We start from the raw sequence: 14,529 nt of genomic DNA, 5'->3' as shown, positions 1-14,529 counted from the left end.
TCACTTTGCCAACGCCTTCAACGCCAGCTTGATGCCATCGCTCACCCCCACGTCCGCAGGCAGGGCCTTGAGCGCGGCGGCAGCTTCCTTGTCGTTGTAGCCCAGCGCCAGCAACGCCTGCTGGATGTCCCCATGGGCATCGGTGTGCGGGGTGCCCGCCACGGGTCCCAGCTCGGCGCCGATCTTGCCCTTCAGCTCCAGCAGCAGCCGCTCGGCCGTCTTCTTGCCGATGCCGGGGACCTTCACCAGCCGCCCCACCTCCTGCGCCGTCACCGCCTGGGCCAGGTCAGCCACGCTCATACCCGACAGGATGCTCAACGCCGTGCGCGGCCCCACGCCGCTGATCTTGATGAGCTGGCGGAAAGCTTCACGTTCGCTGGCCGTGCCAAAGCCGTAAAGAATCTGCGCGTCCTCGCGCACCACGAAGTGCGTGAGCAGCGCCACCTTCTCGCCCGAAGCGGGCAAGTTGTAGAACGTGCTCATGGGCACATCGACCTCGTAGCCCACGCCATGGCAGTCCACCAGGATCTGGGGAGGGTTCTTTTCCAGCAGGGTGCCGCTCAACTTGCCTATCATTGGAGATCTTCCTTTTACCGGATTATCGGTTTGATTCTCAGACACACCTTCTCCCCCCCGGACAACACCCGCATGGCCCACCTGTGCGGCCCCATGGACGCGCACATCCGCACCATCGAGGCCGCGCTGCAGGTGAAAGTGGCACATCGCTTCGAGCAGTTCCGTGTCGAGGGCCCCAAAGCCCTGGCGCAGCAGGCCATGGAGGTCATCCAGGCCCTGTACGAGATGGCCCGCGCGCCCATTCCGGCGGAACAGGTACAGCTCATGCTCAGCGGCGACACTGCCCTGGGTGGTGATACCGTGGACGCGGTGGTGATGCAGACACGGCGTGGCGAAGTGCAGGGCCGCACGGCCAACCAGAAGCGCTACCTGGCCAACATGGCCACACACGACATCACCTTCGGCATCGGCCCGGCCGGCACCGGCAAGACCTATCTGGCCGTGGCCTGCGCCGTGGACGCACTGGAACGCAGCGCGGTGCAACGCATCGTGCTGACTCGCCCGGCCGTGGAGGCAGGTGAACGCCTGGGCTTTCTGCCCGGCGACCTCACACAAAAGGTGGACCCCTACCTGCGACCGCTGTACGACGCGCTGTACGACCTGATGGGCTTCGACAAGGTGCAAAAGGCCTTCGAGCGCCAGCAGATCGAGATCGCGCCGCTGGCCTTCATGCGCGGGCGCACGCTCAACCATGCCTTCGTCATCCTGGACGAGGCACAGAACACCACGCCCGAGCAGATGAAGATGTTCCTCACCCGCATAGGCTTCGGCAGCAAGGCCGTGGTCACCGGTGACGTGAGCCAGATCGATCTGCCGCGCACGCAGTTGAGCGGCCTGATCGACGCCGAACGCGTGCTCAAGCGCATCAAGGGCATCGCCTTCAACCGCCTGAGCAGTGCCGATGTGGTGCGCCACCCGCTGGTGGCGCGCATCGTGGACGCGTACGACGCGGGCGGTGCTGCGGCACATGACGATGGCGCCCCGCCTGCGCGGCGCAGCACACGCGCCGCGAGCAGATGAGCGCACATGACCACGCGCGAGCTGCCTGAATTCACCGCCTACTGCCTGGAGCTGCTGCAGGGCATCGGGCCCAGCCTGGCGCGGCGCATGTTCGGCGGCTGGGGCATCAGCGTTGACGGCCTGACCTTCGCCATCATCGCTGACCTGGGCGGCGGCGAGCGCCTGTGGCTCAAGACCGACGACGACACCCTGCCCGTCTTCCGTGGCGCGGGTTGCCCGCGCTTCACCTACCAGGCCAAGGGCAAGGACATGTCCCTGCATTACCACGCCGCGCCCGAGGAGGCGATGGAGTCCCCCGCGCTGATGCTGCCCTGGGCCCGGTTGGCCTGGGAGGCCGCGCTGCGTGCCCAGGCGCGCCCGGCCAACAAACGCCGTACCACACGAAAGTCATCGAAATGACCCTGCCCGACCTGTCTCTCTCCCTGCAATTCGGCCGTTTTGACGGTGTGGCGGAACACCGTGCCGCCCTGCCCCGCCAGAAGGTGATCCGCTGGCTGCGCCACGCGCTGGACGCCGACGGCGAACTCACCGTGCGCATCGTCGATGCCGAAGAGGGCCAGGCGCTCAACCGTGACTACCGGCAAAAGGACTACGCCACCAACGTGTTGACCTTCGACTACGCGCAGGAGCCCGTGGTGATGGCGGACCTGGTGCTGTGCGCGCCGGTGGTGGCGCGCGAGGCCGCCGAACAGGGCAAGACGTTGCAAGCCCATTACGCGCACTTGCTGGTGCATGGCGCGCTGCACGCTCAGGGCTGGGACCACGAAACCAGTGAAGAAGACGCCGAGGCGATGGAAGCGCGCGAGATCGAGATCCTGGCACGCCTGGGTTACCCCAACCCCTACGCGGGTTGAGGCTGGCGACGCATCAGTACCACTCGCGGATCGCGCGCATCGAATGCAGATAGTGGTAGGCGATCTGCTCGTCGCTGTAGCGGTGCGGTTCACCCACCGGGCAGGCGTTGCGCGCCAGGCAGCGGTCCAGGCACGCTGAGCCTGGCTGCTTGCGGTAGTCCAGGCAGGCCTGCAGGCGCCAGGCCCCGGTCTGATCACTGGCCAATGCCCCGGCAGGGCAGGCGCTCACGCACGGCTGGCCGCTGCAACTCAGGCATGGCGAGGTGGTCTCACGCCGTGGCGTGACGGGCAGCGACGTGTCCGCCAGAACGGCCGCACGGTAGGCAAACCAGCTGCCCCATTCGGCATCCACCCCCACCCAGAACGGTGACGGGTGGTGCCACCCTGCCAGCTCCCCCAGGCGCTGCAGCCCGATCGGCCTGGTCCCTGGAAACAGCTGCAGCCAGGCGTGCCCGGCCAGCGGACCTTCCATCCACGCTCGCACGCATTCGCCCACAAACGTGTCCACCGGCGCGCTGCCATGCATGCCACGCCGTTGCAAGGCCTGCCAGAACCCGCCGCCCAGGTTGCCGATCAGGATCAGCTGCCGGTAACGCTCGCGCTCCTCCTCGGTCAGTGCCAGGCGCTCCAGCACATCGTGCGGCAGGCCATCCAGGTCAAAGACGGCATGCAGCGGCATGCCGTGGGCGCGCAAGGGTGCAAAGAGGTCGGTGTCGGTCATCGCTTAGGCAGTCATCTGTATGGGAATCGTCACCGGCCCGTCGTTGACGAGATGGACTTTCATGTCCGCCGCGAAGCGGCCCGTGGCCACCTGCGGGTGCGCGGCCCGGGCCAGCTCGACGAACCGCTCGTACAGCCGCCGCCCCTCGTCCGGCGCCGCTGCCTGCGTGAAGCTGGGCCTGTTGCCGCCAGACACATCCGCCGCCAAGGTGAACTGGCTCACCACCAGCAGGCCGCCGTTCACGTCCTGCACGCTGCGGTTCATCTTGCCCGCCTCGTCGCTGAACACGCGCAGCTTGAGAATCTTGGTCAACATGCGCTCAGCCACCGCGTCCGTATCCCCACGCTCGGCACACAGCAGCACCAGAAAACCAGCGCCTATGTCACCGGTCACCTCGCCGTCCACCACCACCCGCGCTTCGCTCACGCGCTGCAGCACTACCTTCATCCGTTCACTCCTGGGTCAGATCAGATCACGAGGATCGTCGAAATGCGCTTCAACATCGCTGGGCAGCAACTGTATGCTTGCACGCAGGCCCGGCACAGCACTCATCAAGGCCTGCTCGACGCTGCCGCGCAGGGCCGCCGCGCGCCCCAGCGACCAACTGGCTGGCATATGCATGTGCACATCCACGAAGCAGCGCTGCCCGGCCTTTCGGGTGCTCAGGTGGTCGAATCGGACGATCTCCGTCTCGCCCCGGCGGTGCGCAAAGCCATCCAGCGTGCGCTGCACCGTCTGCAACACCTCGGGGTCCACGGCTTCGTCCATGAGTCCTTGGGAAGAGCGCCAGATCAGGTGAAAGCCTTCGCGCAGGATGTTGGCCGCCACACCCATCGCCACCACGGCGTCCAGCCACAGCCAGCCGGTCAGCCACACCAGCACCAAACCGGCCACCACGCCCGCCGATGTCCACACGTCGGTGAACAGGTGGCGCGCATCGCCCTCCAGAGCCATCGAGCGGTGCTCTCGCGCGGCCCGCAACATCACCCAGGCCAGCAGACCGTTGAGCGCCGAACTGGCCACCGAGAGCGCCAACCCCCAGCTCAGCTGCTCCAAAGGCTGGGGGTTCCACAGGCGGTCCAGCGACGCCCACAGGATGCCCAATGCCGCGATGATGATGAGAACGCCCTCGAAGCCGGAGGAGAAGTACTCGGCCTTGTGATGGCCATAGGGGTGGTCCTCGTCCGCAGGACGCGCCGCCACGGTGACCATCGCCAGACCAAACGTGGCGCCCGCCAGGTTCACCACCGATTCCATGGCGTCAGACAGCAAACCGACCGATCCCGTGAGCCACCAGGCCAGCGTCTTGAGCGCGATGGTGACCAGCGCCACCACCACCGACACCCACATCAGCCGGGCTGGCGTAAGCCAATGTCTTGCAAATACCGTCATGGGTGCATTGTCTCGCACCGCCATGCCAGAATGCCGCGATGCGCTCTTGGTGGACCCTTCGTGTGTGGTGGCTGACCGGCCTGCTGGCGGCCGTTGCAGGTTGCGTTGCGCTGGCCCGCTGGGAACTGGACAGCCTGCACCAGTCCTTCGACACGGATGCACGGATCGCGCACCGCCTGCTGAGCCAGCGCGTGGTGCAGCACGACGCCATCCTGGCCACGGTGGCCCTGCTGCAGGCGCCCGGCACGCAAGACGCAGGACCCGAACAACGCCTGCCCGCGCTCTACCCACAGGTGCTGGCCGTTCACCGGCGCAGCCCCGGCGCCTCCTGGGGTGACGATTCGCTGGCGCAGGCCGAAGAACGTTCACGCCAGCTGGGCCGTGCCGTGCTGGCAGACCTGGACGCCTCGGCAGGCAGGTACCGGCTGGTGCTGGCGGGACTCCCGGCAAGCTACGCCATGGTGATCGACTTGGCGCGCACCGTACCCACCGAGGAGTGGCCCATGCCCGGCCCAGAGCATCCGGCACGCGTCACTTTGGCGCTGGCCGCGAACGAATGGGTGATCCAGCCGGGCCAATCGCCCGGTTGGGGCTGGAATTTCGCTTTTGCCAAGACCTTGGCTGCTGACAGCCAGCCCTTCGAAGTGCGCGTACAGCGGCGCGCAGGCTGGAGCGAGCTGCCCTGGGCGGGCATGCTCGCCTGGTGCCTGGCCGTCTGGGCCACCAGTGCGTCCCTGGTGGCCTGGACACGCCAGCGCCAGGCCAGGCGCCGCGCTGAGGACTTGCTACGCCTGGGACAGGTCGCGCGGCTCAACACCCTGGGGGAGCTCGCGGCGGGGCTGGCACACGAGCTCAACCAGCCGCTGACAGCCGTGCTGGCCAGCACCCAGGCCGCACAGCGGCTGCTGCATGAGCAGCCGCCCGACGAAGCCACCGCCCGGGACGCCATGACACAAGCTGCCGCTCAAGCCCGTCGTGCGGCGGACGTCCTCACCCGTCTGCGCCGTCTGGTGGAACGGCCATCTGACCAGCAGACCAAGGAGGGCGTGAACCTGGGCGAGGCCGCGCAGCGCGTCCTCTTCCTGCTCGACCCCGAATGCCGCAAGCGCTCGGTGACCGTATCTCTCGTGGCAGCGGACAAACCCGTCCATGTGCTGGCCGACCCGGTGGCTCTGGACCAGATCGTGCACAACCTGCTGATGAACGCGCTTCAGGCCCTGGAACACGTGCCGGAGCAACAGCGGCAGATCACCCTGACCGTCCGTGCCAGCGGCGGACACGGCGAACTGCTGGTGCAGGACAACGGCCCCGGCATCCCCGAGGACTTGCGCAGCCGGATTTTCGAGCCCTTCTTCAGTACCCGGGACGGCGGTCTGGGGCTGGGGCTGAGTCTGTGCGAGAACCTGGCCTCCGGCATGGACGGCAGCCTGACGCTGCGCGCTGCTCCCGTGCACGGCGCCAGCTTCGTCCTTCAACTGCCTTTGCAGACAACAGGCCAACACCCATGAAGCCAACCTCCGAGGCCCATTCGCCCGTCATCCACCTGGTCGACGACGACGGTGCCGTGCGCGACAGCCTGGCCCTGTTGATAGGGACCATCGGCCTGCGCGTCCAACCCTGGGCCGACCCGGTGGCATTCATGGAGCAGTTCGACCGTCAGGGCATAGGCGCCATCGTGCTGGACGTGCGCATGCCGGGCATCAGCGGCCTGAGCCTGCTCGACACCCTGAAGGCACAGGGCATCGACCACCCCGTCGTGATGCTGACCGGCCACGGGACCGTGGACATGTGCCGGCGCGCGTTCAAGGCGGGTGCCGCCGAATTCCTGGAAAAGCCTGTCAACGATGAGCAATTGATCGAAGCATTGCAAAACGCGGTGCGGCACCACGTCAAGGCCCGCGAGCGGCTGCACGGCGATCACTTGGCGCGCGAGCGTTACGGCCACCTGTCGGAACGGGAAAGGGAAGTGCTTGCGTTGATCGTCGAAGGCTTGACCAACAAGGAAATCGGGCGGGCTCTGACCCTGTCGCCCCGCACCGTGGAAACGCACCGCGCCAACCTGTTTGCCAAACTGGAGGCCGAATCACTGGCCCAGCTCATCCGGCAGTACGCCTGGCTGGTGGATGAATGACTCGGACTCTCCGTAGATTTACGGAGCCACGGGCGTAGCCACACGAATGTGCAGAATCGCGCGGTTTTTCTACAGTTCTCCCACGGTCCCGTTGACCGCAACCACCACCCAAAGGAGAACCCATGAAACACCGCGCCGCACTCACCGCCCTGCTGCTCACCGTTGCTGCCACCGCCGCCCAGGCACAGGCTGTGCGCACCGAAAAGAACATGTCGCAGGACCTGGCCCGGCAACTGGCCGAAGCCACCGTGGCCGCCTGCACCGCTGGCGGCTACGCCGTGACCGCCACCGTGGTGGACCGCGCGGGCAGCGTGCGTGCCGTGCTGCGCGCCGACAACGCCGGCCCCCACACACTGGAAGCCAGCCGCCTGAAGGCCTACACCTCGGCCTCGGCCAAGAACACCACGTTGGCCATGATGGAAGCGGCACAGAAGAACCCCGCAGCCGCCAACCTGGTGCACATCCCAGGCTACCTGCTGCTGGGCGGCGGCGTGCCGGTGAAGGCAGGAAACGAAGTGATTGGCGCCATCGGCGTGGGCGGTGCGCCCGGCGGCCACCTCGACGAGCAATGCGCCATGGCTGCCCTGGCCAAGGTGCAAGACCAGCTGAAGTGAGCCTGCCATGAACTTGCAACCACAGGCATGGGCACAAACGCGGCGGCAGTGGCTAGGCTGCGTGGCGGCAGCCGGCTGGGCTGCGGCCTTCCCTGCCGCCCAGGCGCAGGTGGCGCCCTCCCCAGGCGAATCCGACCGGTACGGCGGCCTGCTGGCGGCAGCACACCGGGGCGACCTGCCCCGGCTACGGCAAATACTGGCCGCAGGCACCAACCTGGAGGAAACCGACGGCCATGGCCGCACGGCCGTGCACCTGGCTGCCCACGGCGGGCACCGTGACGCGCTGCGCCTGCTCGCCCAGGCGGGCGCCAACCTCAACCGCCTGGAAAATGACCGTTACGACGCGGTGACCATCGCGTCCGTCGCCAGCGACGAGGCCACGCTGGCGGTGTTGCTTGCTCTGGGCGCCAGCGCCAGGCAGGTCACCAGCCGTTACGACGGCACCGCGCTGATCGCCGCCGCCCACCTCGGGCACGCAGGCATCGTGCGCCAACTGATCGCCGCAGGCGCACCGCTGGACCACGTCAACAACCTGCACTGGACGGCCGTGATCGAGGCCATCGTGCTCGGCGACGGCGGCACCAGACACCAGGCCACGCTCCAGGCGCTCATTGGCGCTGGCGCCAACCTGCAGCTTGCCGACCGGCATGGCGACACGCCGCTGCAACTGGCCCGCGCCCGGGGCTACACGGCCATGGTGCGCATGCTGGAGGCAGCGGGCGCCCGCTGAAGGTCAGGCCAGCGTTACCCGCGCGAACTTGCGCTTGCCGACCTGCACCACAAAGGTGCCGGCGGGCAGCTTCAAACCCTTGTCGCTGACGACGGCACCATCCACGCGCACACCACCGCCGTCGATGAGGCGGTTCGCCTCGCTGGTGGACGGCGCCAGGCCAGCGGACTTCAGCAGCGCGCCAATGCCCAGCGGCGCCCCGGTCAGGCTCACCTCGGGGATTTCGTCGGGCACGCCGCCCTTGCTGCGGTTGATGAAGTCCTGCTCCGCCACGTCCGCCGCCGCCGCGCTGTGGAAGCGCGCGGTGATCTCCTTGGCCAGCATCACCTTGGCGTCCTTGGGGTTGCGCCCGCCAGCAATTTCCTGCTTCAGTGCATCGATCTCGGCCAGCGACTTGAACGACAGCAGCGTGTACCAGCGCCACATCAGTTCGTCGCTGATGGACAGCACCTTGGCGAACATGGTGTTGGCGTCTTCGGTGATGCCGATGTAGTTGTTCTTCGACTTGGACATCTTGTCCACGCCGTCCAGCCCCTCCAGCAGCGGCATGGTCAGGATGCACTGCGGCTCCTGCCCATACTCGGCCTGCAGGTGGCGGCCCATCAGCAGGTTGAACTTCTGGTCGGTGCCGCCCAGCTCGAGGTCGCTCTTCAGCGCCACCGAGTCGTAGCCCTGCATCAGCGGGTACAAGAACTCGTGCACGCTGATGGGCGTGCCCGCCGTGAAGCGCTGATGGAAGTCGTTGCGCTCCATCATGCGCGCCACCGTGTACTTGGCCGCCAGCTGGATCATGCCCATCGAGCCCAGCGGCAGGCTCCACTCGCTGTTGTAGCGGATCTCGGTCTTGGTGGGGTCCAGCACCAGGCTGGCCTGCTTGTAGTAGGTTTCGGCGTTGGCCTTGATCTGCTCTGGCGTGAGCGGCGGGCGCGTGCTGTTGCGCCCCGACGGGTCGCCGATCAGGCTGGTGAAGTCACCGATCAGGAAGATCACCTGGTGGCCCAGGTCCTGCAGCTGGCGCATCTTGTTGAGCACCACGGTGTGGCCGATGTGGATGTCCGGCGCCGTGGGATCCAGCCCCAATTTGATGCGCAACGGCTGCCTCGTCGCCTCGCTCTTCTGCAGTTTCTTGACCCAGTCCGCCTCGGGGATCAGTTCCTCGCAGCCACGGCGCGTGACTGCCAACGCATGCTGAACGGCATCGGAAAGTTTCACAGGCGCCGAATTGTCTGCAACGGTCGCGGCAGCCGACAAATGCGTCGCGTTTTGAGGTATTTCGTGATTGTTCATAAGGGTTATTACAGATGCCCAGACAGGTGCACCCGTTATACTTCAGCGTTGATTTGTCTTGGGATTCTAGTTGGCCTGCTTCTTGCACGCCTTTCGTGACATTCCAGGCCAGGCACGGGCTGCAGTTCAACGCAGCCGCTCCCCTGTTTATCCCCATGGCGCCAGCAGAGACTCTGCTGCGGGCCCATGTTGTACCCGAATTCACATGAACGACCTGTTCGGCCAGCTCAAGCTGACAATCCAACAGCACCCAAAGCGAATCATGGGTGGCTTGGGCGCGCTCCTGCTGGGCACCGGGGTCACCGCCTTTGGCGTAGCCCCGTCCGACGCCGAGATCGCGAACCTGCCCGTCCGCCAGGTGGTCGAGTCGGTGCAGCCCTTTGCCGCAGCAAACACCGGTCTTGATGCGCCGGTGCCTTTCGTCCTGTTCCGCAGCGACACCACCCGCCGTGAAGACACGGCGCAGACGCTGCTCCTTCGCCTGGGCGTCAACGACAGCGAGGCGACCGCGTTTCTGCGACGTGACGCCGCCGGCACGGAACTCTTCAAGGGCCGGGCTGGCAAGCTGGTCATGGCCGAGGCCGATGACGCCCAGCGCCTGCTGCGCCTGACCGCGCGCTGGCTGCCCAGCGAAAACAGCCAGACCTACAACCGCCTGGTCGTCGAACGCAGCGAACAAGGCTGGACCTCCCGCGTCGAAACGGCCGAATTCACCACATCGGTGCGGCTGAGCAGCGGCACCATCCGCACCTCCCTGTTCGCGGCCACCGACGCGGCGCGCCTGCCTGACGACGTGGCATCCCAGCTCGCCGACCTGTTCTCCTCAGAGATCGACTTCCGGCGCGACCTGCGCCAGGGCGACACCTTCAACGTGGTCTACGAGGCGCTCGAAGCCGACGGCGAGGTCCTGCGGTACGGCCGCATCCTGAGCGCGGAGTTCGTCAACCAGGGCAAGGCACACCAGCTGGTGTGGTTCCAGGAGCCCGGGCAAAAAGGCGCGTACTACAACTTCGCCGGCGAGAGCATGCGCCGTGCCTTCCTCGCTTCGCCCCTTGCGTTCTCGCGCGTGAGCAGCGGCTACGGCATGCGCTTCCACCCCATCTCCGGCAACAAGAAGGCCCACCTCGGCGTGGACTTTGCCGCACCCACCGGCACCCCGGTACGCAGCGTGGCAGATGGTTCGGTGCAATTCGCAGGCTGGCAGAACGGCTACGGCAACATCGTCATCATCCAGCACCGCCAGGACAAGACCACGGCCTACGCACACCTCAGCCGGATTGACGTGCGCAAGGGCCAGCGCGTGTCTCAAAGCGACGTCATCGGCGCTGTCGGCTCCACCGGCGCGTCCACCGGCCCGCACCTGCATTTCGAATACCGCGTCCGGGGCATCCACCAGGACCCCCTGAACATCGCCCGCGAGAGCGCTGGCGAACCGATTGCCGCTCGCTCGCGCGCCGCCTTCAACGAGGTAGCCCAGAGCATGCGCCAGAAACTGGCATCGGCTTCCACCGTCGTCCAGGCCAGCGCAGAATGACGGAATGCGCCCTCAGGCGCATTTCCTCATGACCGGCATGCCTCAGCACTACATCGGCCTGATGTCCGGCACGTCGCTAGACGGCGTGGACGGTGTGCTGATGGCTTTTGACGACGGCCAAGCCAACCTGCTTGGCAGCTGCGCTCTCGACTTCCCTGCCGACCTGCGCGAGGAACTGCTGGCCTTGAACCGGCCCGGCCCCAACGAGCTGCACCGCGCCGCGGTTGCCGCCCACCGGCTCGCCGAACTCTACAGTCAGGCCGTTCATCTGCTGCTCCAACAAGGCGGCCTGCCAGCCAGTGCCGTGCACGCCGTGGGCGCGCATGGACAGACCGTTCGCCATGCGCCACCTGGCTCGGGCAATGCCACGCCCTACACCCTGCAGCTGAACCAGCCCGCCCTGCTCGCAGAGCTTTGCGGCATCACCGTTGTGGCGGACTTCCGCAGCCGCGATGTTGCTGCGGGCGGCCAAGGGGCGCCGCTTGTGCCCGCGTTCCACAAGCGGGTGTTCGGTCAAGCCGGGAAACCGGTAGCCGTGGTGAACATCGGCGGCATCGCCAACATCACCGCCCTGCCTGCCGACGGCAGGGTGCTGGGCCTGGACACCGGCCCAGGCAATGTGCTGCTGGACCTTTGGTGCCAAAGGCACACCGGGCAAAACTACGACGCCAACGGCGCCTGGGCTGCCAGCGGCAATTGTCATGCCGCGCTCCTGTCACACTTGCTGCAGGAGCCCTACTTCCACGTGAAAGGGATCAAAAGCACGGGAAGAGACCTGTTCAACGCCGCCTGGCTTGACGAGCGCCTGCAAGGCTTTTCGCAGCTCGCCCCGGCAGACATACAGGCGACCCTTGCCGAGCTGACGGCGCACACCATAGCGCAAGCCATCATGGGCACGCCCTGGAACGGCACTGGGCCCAAGGAGGTTCTGGTGTGTGGCGGCGGCGCGCGCAACGGCCACCTGATGGGAAGAATTGCCGCCTTGATACCCCAGGCAAGTGTGTCGACGACCGACAGCCGGGGATGGCCCGTGTCTCAGGTGGAGGCTGCGGCCTTCGCCTGGCTGGCCCAGCAGACACTGGCAGGTCAGACTGGCAACGAACCCCAGGTGACGGGCGCCAAAGGCCCGCGCATCCTGGGCGCGATCTACCCTGCCTGAAGAAAACAGCTCAGACGCTGAAGCTGGAGCCACAACCGCAGGTGGTGGTGGCGTTGGGGTTCTTGATGACGAACTGGGCACCCTGCAGATCTTCCTTGTAGTCGATCTCGGCCCCCACCAGGTACTGGTAGCTCATGGCATCGATGAGAAGCGTGACACCGTTCTTGCTCATCTGTGTGTCGTCATCGTTCACGATCTCGTCGAAAGTGAAACCGTACTGGAAGCCGGAGCAGCCGCCGCCTTGCACGAACACACGCAGCTTGAGGTCGGGGTTGCCCTCCTCGGCGATCAGGTCGGCGACCTTGGCCGCGGCACTGTCGGTAAAGACCAGCGGTGCGGGCATTTCGGTTTCGACTTGTTCTGCGACTGCGCTCATGGTGCGACCTTCCGGATTGAAACTGACGTATGAATACTAAAGCAAAAAAGTCAGGAATCTCCCTAGGCGAGACGATTCCCTTCGACGCCAGCAGGGTCTTTCCCCCTGGCAAGAAAAAACCGCCCCCGGCACAAGGCCAGCAGGCGGCTTTTTCGGCAGCAGGCTGCCAGCGCGATCAGCGCTTGGAGAACTGCTTGCGGCGGCGTGCGGAACGCAGACCGACCTTCTTACGCTCGACCTCGCGGGCATCGCGGGTCACGTAACCGGCAGCGCTCAGAGCGGGCTTGAGGGCTGCGTCGTAGTCGATCAGGGCGCGGGTGATGCCGTGGCGCACGGCACCGGCCTGGCCGGATTCACCACCACCGTGGACGTTGACCTGGATGTCGAAAGCTTCGACGTTGTCGGTCAGCACCAGGGGTTGCTTGGCAATCATGATCGAGGTCTGGCGGCCGAAGAACTGTTCGATGTCCTTGCCGTTGACCGTGATCTTGCCGGAGCCTTTTTTCAGAAACACGCGGGCGACGCTGGATTTGCGACGGCCGGTGCCATTGTTCCAATCACCAATCATGTCAGCTCCTTAGATTTCCAACACTTTGGGTTGCTGGGCGGTGTGCGGGTGCTCTGCACCGCCGTACACCTTGAGCTTCTTGATCATGGCGTAACCCAGGGGACCCTTGGGCAGCATGCCCTTGACGGCTTTTTCCAGGGCACGGCCAGGGTGCTTGGCCTGCAGGTCGCGGAAGTTGGTGCCGTAGATGCCACCGGGGAAACCGGAGTGGCGGTAGTACACCTTGTCCAGGGCCTTGGTGCCCGTGACCTTGAGCTTGGATGCGTTGACGATGACGATGAAATCACCGGTATCAACGTGAGGGGTGTAGATGGCCTTGTGCTTGCCGCGCAGACGGCGTGCCACTTCGCTGGCGACACGTCCGAGCACCTTATCGGTGGCGTCAATCACAAACCACTCATGCACCACCTCAGCGGGCTTGGCGCTGACGGTTGTTTTTTGCATGGTTTTCTCTCTGTGAAGAGGGGTTTGGCGGGCTCTTTTCCACGGTCGGTGTTGCTCTGCTGGCAACCTCTTAGGTGGGATGAATGCTTCGCCGCGGAGCCCAAAAAATCGCTGCGAAGCCCGCCATTATAGATTCAAACCCGATTCCAACGCAAACCCTGCCCCGTGCACGCCCGCTGTGGGGTACCATGCGCCCATGTTCAGTTACCGCCACGCCTTCCACGCAGGCAACCACGCAGACGTGCTCAAGCACATGACGCAGGTTGCCATCCTGCAATACCTGGGTCAGAAAGACACGGGCCTGCTGGTGGTGGACACCCACGCCGGTGCGGGCGTCTACCGGCTCGACCAGGAGCACGCGCGCACCTCGGCCGAGTCCGACGCGGGCATCCTGCGCCTGCGCGCGGCGGCCGAAGCCGCCATGGCCAAGGGGCAGGCCGTTCCGGACATGGCACGGGCCTACCTGGACACGGTGCAGACATTCAACCCGGGCCGGGACTGGCGCACCTACCCCGGCTCGCCATGGATCAGCCAGGCCATGCTGCGCCCGCAGGACAAGCTCAAACTGTTCGAGGTGCACCCGACCGACGCGCGCCTGCTGGACAAGCAGGTGGCCGAGCTGGAGCGCGGCAAGCAGATCGAAGTGCTGCGGCGCAGCGGCTTCGAGGGCCTGCGGGCGCTGCTGCCACCGCCCACCCGTCGAGCCCTGGTGCTGATGGACCCGAGCTACGAACTCAAGACGGACTACAACGCCGTGATCGAGTGTCTGGAAGACGCCCTCAAACGGTTCCCTACGGGGACGTACGCCATCTGGTACCCGGTGATTGGCCGCCCGGAGGCACATGCCCTGGCGCGCAAGCTCAAAACGCTCTGTACCCGGCTACAGCGCCCCTGGGCACAAGCCGAGCTGAACGTGGGGCTGACCCCCGCCGAAGGCACCAGCGCGCAAGTGGCGCAGGGCCGCTCGCACACCGCCATGCGGGCCAGCGGCATGCACGTCATCAACCCGCCTTTCACATTGGCCCAGCAATGGCGCGAAGCCCTGCCATGGGTCAAGGATGCGCTGAAAGAAGCCACTGGCGCGGGCTGGACGGTGGAACACGGCGGCGGCTGATTCGCCGCC

At 66.0% G+C, this 14,529-nt stretch carries 18 protein-coding genes; 10 read left to right on the top strand and 8 right to left on the bottom strand.

All coding sequences use genetic code 11. The features are described from left to right. The gene (ruvA, locus tag ACYVHH_RS05575; protein WP_460564110.1) at positions 1 to 576 is read right to left on the bottom strand and encodes a Holliday junction branch migration protein RuvA; all 576 of its coding nucleotides are present in this window, start codon (positions 574 to 576) and stop codon (positions 1 to 3) included. Positions 577 to 606: 30 nt separating this feature from the next. On the opposite strand from ruvA, the gene ACYVHH_RS05570 reads away from it, so the two are divergent. From ACYVHH_RS05570 to ybeY, 3 genes are read left to right on the top strand one after another with little or no spacing between them, the layout of a single operon-like run. Beyond that, the gene (locus ACYVHH_RS05570) at positions 607 to 1,596 is read left to right on the top strand and encodes a PhoH family protein (protein ID WP_460564109.1); all 990 of its coding nucleotides are present in this window, start codon (positions 607 to 609) and stop codon (positions 1,594 to 1,596) included. Positions 1,597 to 1,602: 6 nt separating this feature from the next. Then, positions 1,603 to 1,995 carry a TfoX/Sxy family protein gene (locus ACYVHH_RS05565; protein ID WP_460564108.1) on the top strand — a complete coding sequence of 131 codons (393 nt, stop codon included), beginning with the start codon at positions 1,603 to 1,605 and terminating at the stop codon, positions 1,993 to 1,995. Next, positions 1,992 to 2,450, top strand: coding sequence for an rRNA maturation RNase YbeY (gene ybeY / locus ACYVHH_RS05560; protein ID WP_460564107.1), 459 nt, complete (start codon positions 1,992 to 1,994; stop codon positions 2,448 to 2,450). The genes ACYVHH_RS05565 and ybeY overlap by 4 nt, the downstream gene beginning before the upstream one ends. Positions 2,451 to 2,463: 13 nt before the next feature. On the opposite strand, the gene ACYVHH_RS05555 is transcribed toward ybeY, so the two are convergent. From ACYVHH_RS05555 to ACYVHH_RS05545, 3 genes are read right to left on the bottom strand one after another with little or no spacing between them, the layout of a single operon-like run. Next, a complete protein-coding gene (locus ACYVHH_RS05555) occupies positions 2,464 to 3,171 on the bottom strand; it encodes a 4Fe-4S dicluster domain-containing protein (protein ID WP_460564106.1) in 708 nt (235 codons plus the stop codon). 3 nt (positions 3,172 to 3,174) lie between these two features. Beyond that, entirely contained in the window at positions 3,175 to 3,618 is a 444-nt protein-coding gene (gene dtd, locus ACYVHH_RS05550; protein WP_460564105.1) for a D-aminoacyl-tRNA deacylase, read from the bottom strand. 15 nt (positions 3,619 to 3,633) lie between these two features. Continuing rightward, positions 3,634 to 4,563: a cation diffusion facilitator family transporter gene (locus tag ACYVHH_RS05545; protein ID WP_460564104.1), complete on the bottom strand. Its 930-nt coding sequence runs from the start codon at positions 4,561 to 4,563 to the stop codon at positions 3,634 to 3,636. Between the two features lie 38 nt (positions 4,564 to 4,601). On the opposite strand from ACYVHH_RS05545, the gene ACYVHH_RS05540 reads away from it, so the two are divergent. From ACYVHH_RS05540 to ACYVHH_RS05525, 4 genes are all read left to right on the top strand, one after another. Further along, complete coding sequence (locus tag ACYVHH_RS05540; protein WP_460564103.1) at positions 4,602 to 6,071, top strand: sensor histidine kinase; 1,470 nt, start codon at positions 4,602 to 4,604, stop codon at positions 6,069 to 6,071. Next, positions 6,068 to 6,694, top strand: coding sequence for a response regulator transcription factor (locus ACYVHH_RS05535; protein ID WP_460564102.1), 627 nt, complete (start codon positions 6,068 to 6,070; stop codon positions 6,692 to 6,694). The genes ACYVHH_RS05540 and ACYVHH_RS05535 overlap by 4 nt, the downstream gene beginning before the upstream one ends. 122 nt (positions 6,695 to 6,816) lie before the next feature. After that, positions 6,817 to 7,308: a GlcG/HbpS family heme-binding protein gene (locus ACYVHH_RS05530; protein ID WP_460564101.1), complete on the top strand. Its 492-nt coding sequence runs from the start codon at positions 6,817 to 6,819 to the stop codon at positions 7,306 to 7,308. 7 nt (positions 7,309 to 7,315) lie between these two features. Continuing rightward, positions 7,316 to 8,038: an ankyrin repeat domain-containing protein gene (locus tag ACYVHH_RS05525; RefSeq protein ID WP_460564100.1), complete on the top strand. Its 723-nt coding sequence runs from the start codon at positions 7,316 to 7,318 to the stop codon at positions 8,036 to 8,038. Between the two features lie 3 nt (positions 8,039 to 8,041). Here the strand turns inward: ACYVHH_RS05525 and tyrS are convergent, their stop codons facing one another. Beyond that, positions 8,042 to 9,250: a tyrosine--tRNA ligase gene (tyrS, locus tag ACYVHH_RS05520; RefSeq protein ID WP_460564099.1), complete on the bottom strand. Its 1,209-nt coding sequence runs from the start codon at positions 9,248 to 9,250 to the stop codon at positions 8,042 to 8,044. Between the two features lie 280 nt (positions 9,251 to 9,530). Between tyrS and ACYVHH_RS05515 the strand changes: the two genes are divergently transcribed. Together ACYVHH_RS05515 and ACYVHH_RS05510 are read left to right on the top strand one after the other, a co-directional pair. Continuing rightward, positions 9,531 to 10,859, top strand: a complete 1,329-nt coding sequence (locus ACYVHH_RS05515; protein WP_460564098.1) for a peptidoglycan DD-metalloendopeptidase family protein — start codon at positions 9,531 to 9,533, stop codon at positions 10,857 to 10,859. Positions 10,860 to 10,887: 28 nt separating this feature from the next. Further along, positions 10,888 to 12,018, top strand: a complete 1,131-nt coding sequence (locus tag ACYVHH_RS05510) for an anhydro-N-acetylmuramic acid kinase (protein ID WP_460564097.1) — start codon at positions 10,888 to 10,890, stop codon at positions 12,016 to 12,018. 10 nt (positions 12,019 to 12,028) lie between these two features. Here ACYVHH_RS05510 and erpA read toward each other — a convergent pair whose 3' ends face one another. The 3 genes from erpA to rplM all read right to left on the bottom strand — a co-directional run bounded on the left by erpA (position 12,029) and on the right by rplM (position 13,406). Continuing rightward, positions 12,029 to 12,394, bottom strand: coding sequence for an iron-sulfur cluster insertion protein ErpA (erpA, locus tag ACYVHH_RS05505; RefSeq protein WP_460564096.1), 366 nt, complete (start codon positions 12,392 to 12,394; stop codon positions 12,029 to 12,031). A gap of 175 nt (positions 12,395 to 12,569) precedes the next feature. After that, the gene (gene rpsI, locus ACYVHH_RS05500; RefSeq protein ID WP_460564095.1) at positions 12,570 to 12,962 is read right to left on the bottom strand and encodes a 30S ribosomal protein S9; all 393 of its coding nucleotides are present in this window, start codon (positions 12,960 to 12,962) and stop codon (positions 12,570 to 12,572) included. 9 nt (positions 12,963 to 12,971) lie between these two features. Beyond that, the gene (rplM, locus tag ACYVHH_RS05495) at positions 12,972 to 13,406 is read right to left on the bottom strand and encodes a 50S ribosomal protein L13 (protein WP_460564094.1); all 435 of its coding nucleotides are present in this window, start codon (positions 13,404 to 13,406) and stop codon (positions 12,972 to 12,974) included. 196 nt (positions 13,407 to 13,602) lie between these two features. On the opposite strand from rplM, the gene ACYVHH_RS05490 reads away from it, so the two are divergent. Further along, positions 13,603 to 14,520, top strand: a complete 918-nt coding sequence (locus tag ACYVHH_RS05490) for a 23S rRNA (adenine(2030)-N(6))-methyltransferase RlmJ (RefSeq protein WP_460564093.1) — start codon at positions 13,603 to 13,605, stop codon at positions 14,518 to 14,520. Positions 14,521 to 14,529: the final 9 nt, after the last annotated feature.

The sequence above is a fragment of the Hydrogenophaga aquatica genome (assembly GCF_054780915.1).
This window is presented reverse-complemented; position numbering and strand designations above follow the sequence as displayed.

Excerpts from the sequence above, each read along its gene's own strand:
- ruvA (WP_460564110.1), bottom strand. The coding sequence starts at position 576 with ATGATAGGCAAGTTGAGCGGCACCCTGCTGGAAAAGAACCCTCCCCAG.
- ACYVHH_RS05565 (WP_460564108.1), top strand. The coding sequence starts at position 1,603 with ATGACCACGCGCGAGCTGCCTGAATTCACCGCCTACTGCCTGGAGCTG.
- ybeY (WP_460564107.1), top strand. The coding sequence starts at position 1,992 with ATGACCCTGCCCGACCTGTCTCTCTCCCTGCAATTCGGCCGTTTTGAC.
- ACYVHH_RS05555 (WP_460564106.1), bottom strand. The coding sequence starts at position 3,171 with ATGACCGACACCGACCTCTTTGCACCCTTGCGCGCCCACGGCATGCCG.
- dtd (WP_460564105.1), bottom strand. The coding sequence starts at position 3,618 with ATGAAGGTAGTGCTGCAGCGCGTGAGCGAAGCGCGGGTGGTGGTGGAC.
- ACYVHH_RS05545 (WP_460564104.1), bottom strand. The coding sequence starts at position 4,563 with ATGACGGTATTTGCAAGACATTGGCTTACGCCAGCCCGGCTGATGTGG.
- ACYVHH_RS05540 (WP_460564103.1), top strand. The coding sequence starts at position 4,602 with ATGCGCTCTTGGTGGACCCTTCGTGTGTGGTGGCTGACCGGCCTGCTG.
- ACYVHH_RS05535 (WP_460564102.1), top strand. The coding sequence starts at position 6,068 with ATGAAGCCAACCTCCGAGGCCCATTCGCCCGTCATCCACCTGGTCGAC.
- ACYVHH_RS05530 (WP_460564101.1), top strand. The coding sequence starts at position 6,817 with ATGAAACACCGCGCCGCACTCACCGCCCTGCTGCTCACCGTTGCTGCC.
- ACYVHH_RS05525 (WP_460564100.1), top strand. The coding sequence starts at position 7,316 with ATGAACTTGCAACCACAGGCATGGGCACAAACGCGGCGGCAGTGGCTA.
- ACYVHH_RS05515 (WP_460564098.1), top strand. The coding sequence starts at position 9,531 with ATGAACGACCTGTTCGGCCAGCTCAAGCTGACAATCCAACAGCACCCA.
- ACYVHH_RS05510 (WP_460564097.1), top strand. The coding sequence starts at position 10,888 with ATGACCGGCATGCCTCAGCACTACATCGGCCTGATGTCCGGCACGTCG.
- erpA (WP_460564096.1), bottom strand. The coding sequence starts at position 12,394 with ATGAGCGCAGTCGCAGAACAAGTCGAAACCGAAATGCCCGCACCGCTG.
- rpsI (WP_460564095.1), bottom strand. The coding sequence starts at position 12,962 with ATGATTGGTGATTGGAACAATGGCACCGGCCGTCGCAAATCCAGCGTC.
- rplM (WP_460564094.1), bottom strand. The coding sequence starts at position 13,406 with ATGCAAAAAACAACCGTCAGCGCCAAGCCCGCTGAGGTGGTGCATGAG.
- ACYVHH_RS05490 (WP_460564093.1), top strand. The coding sequence starts at position 13,603 with ATGTTCAGTTACCGCCACGCCTTCCACGCAGGCAACCACGCAGACGTG.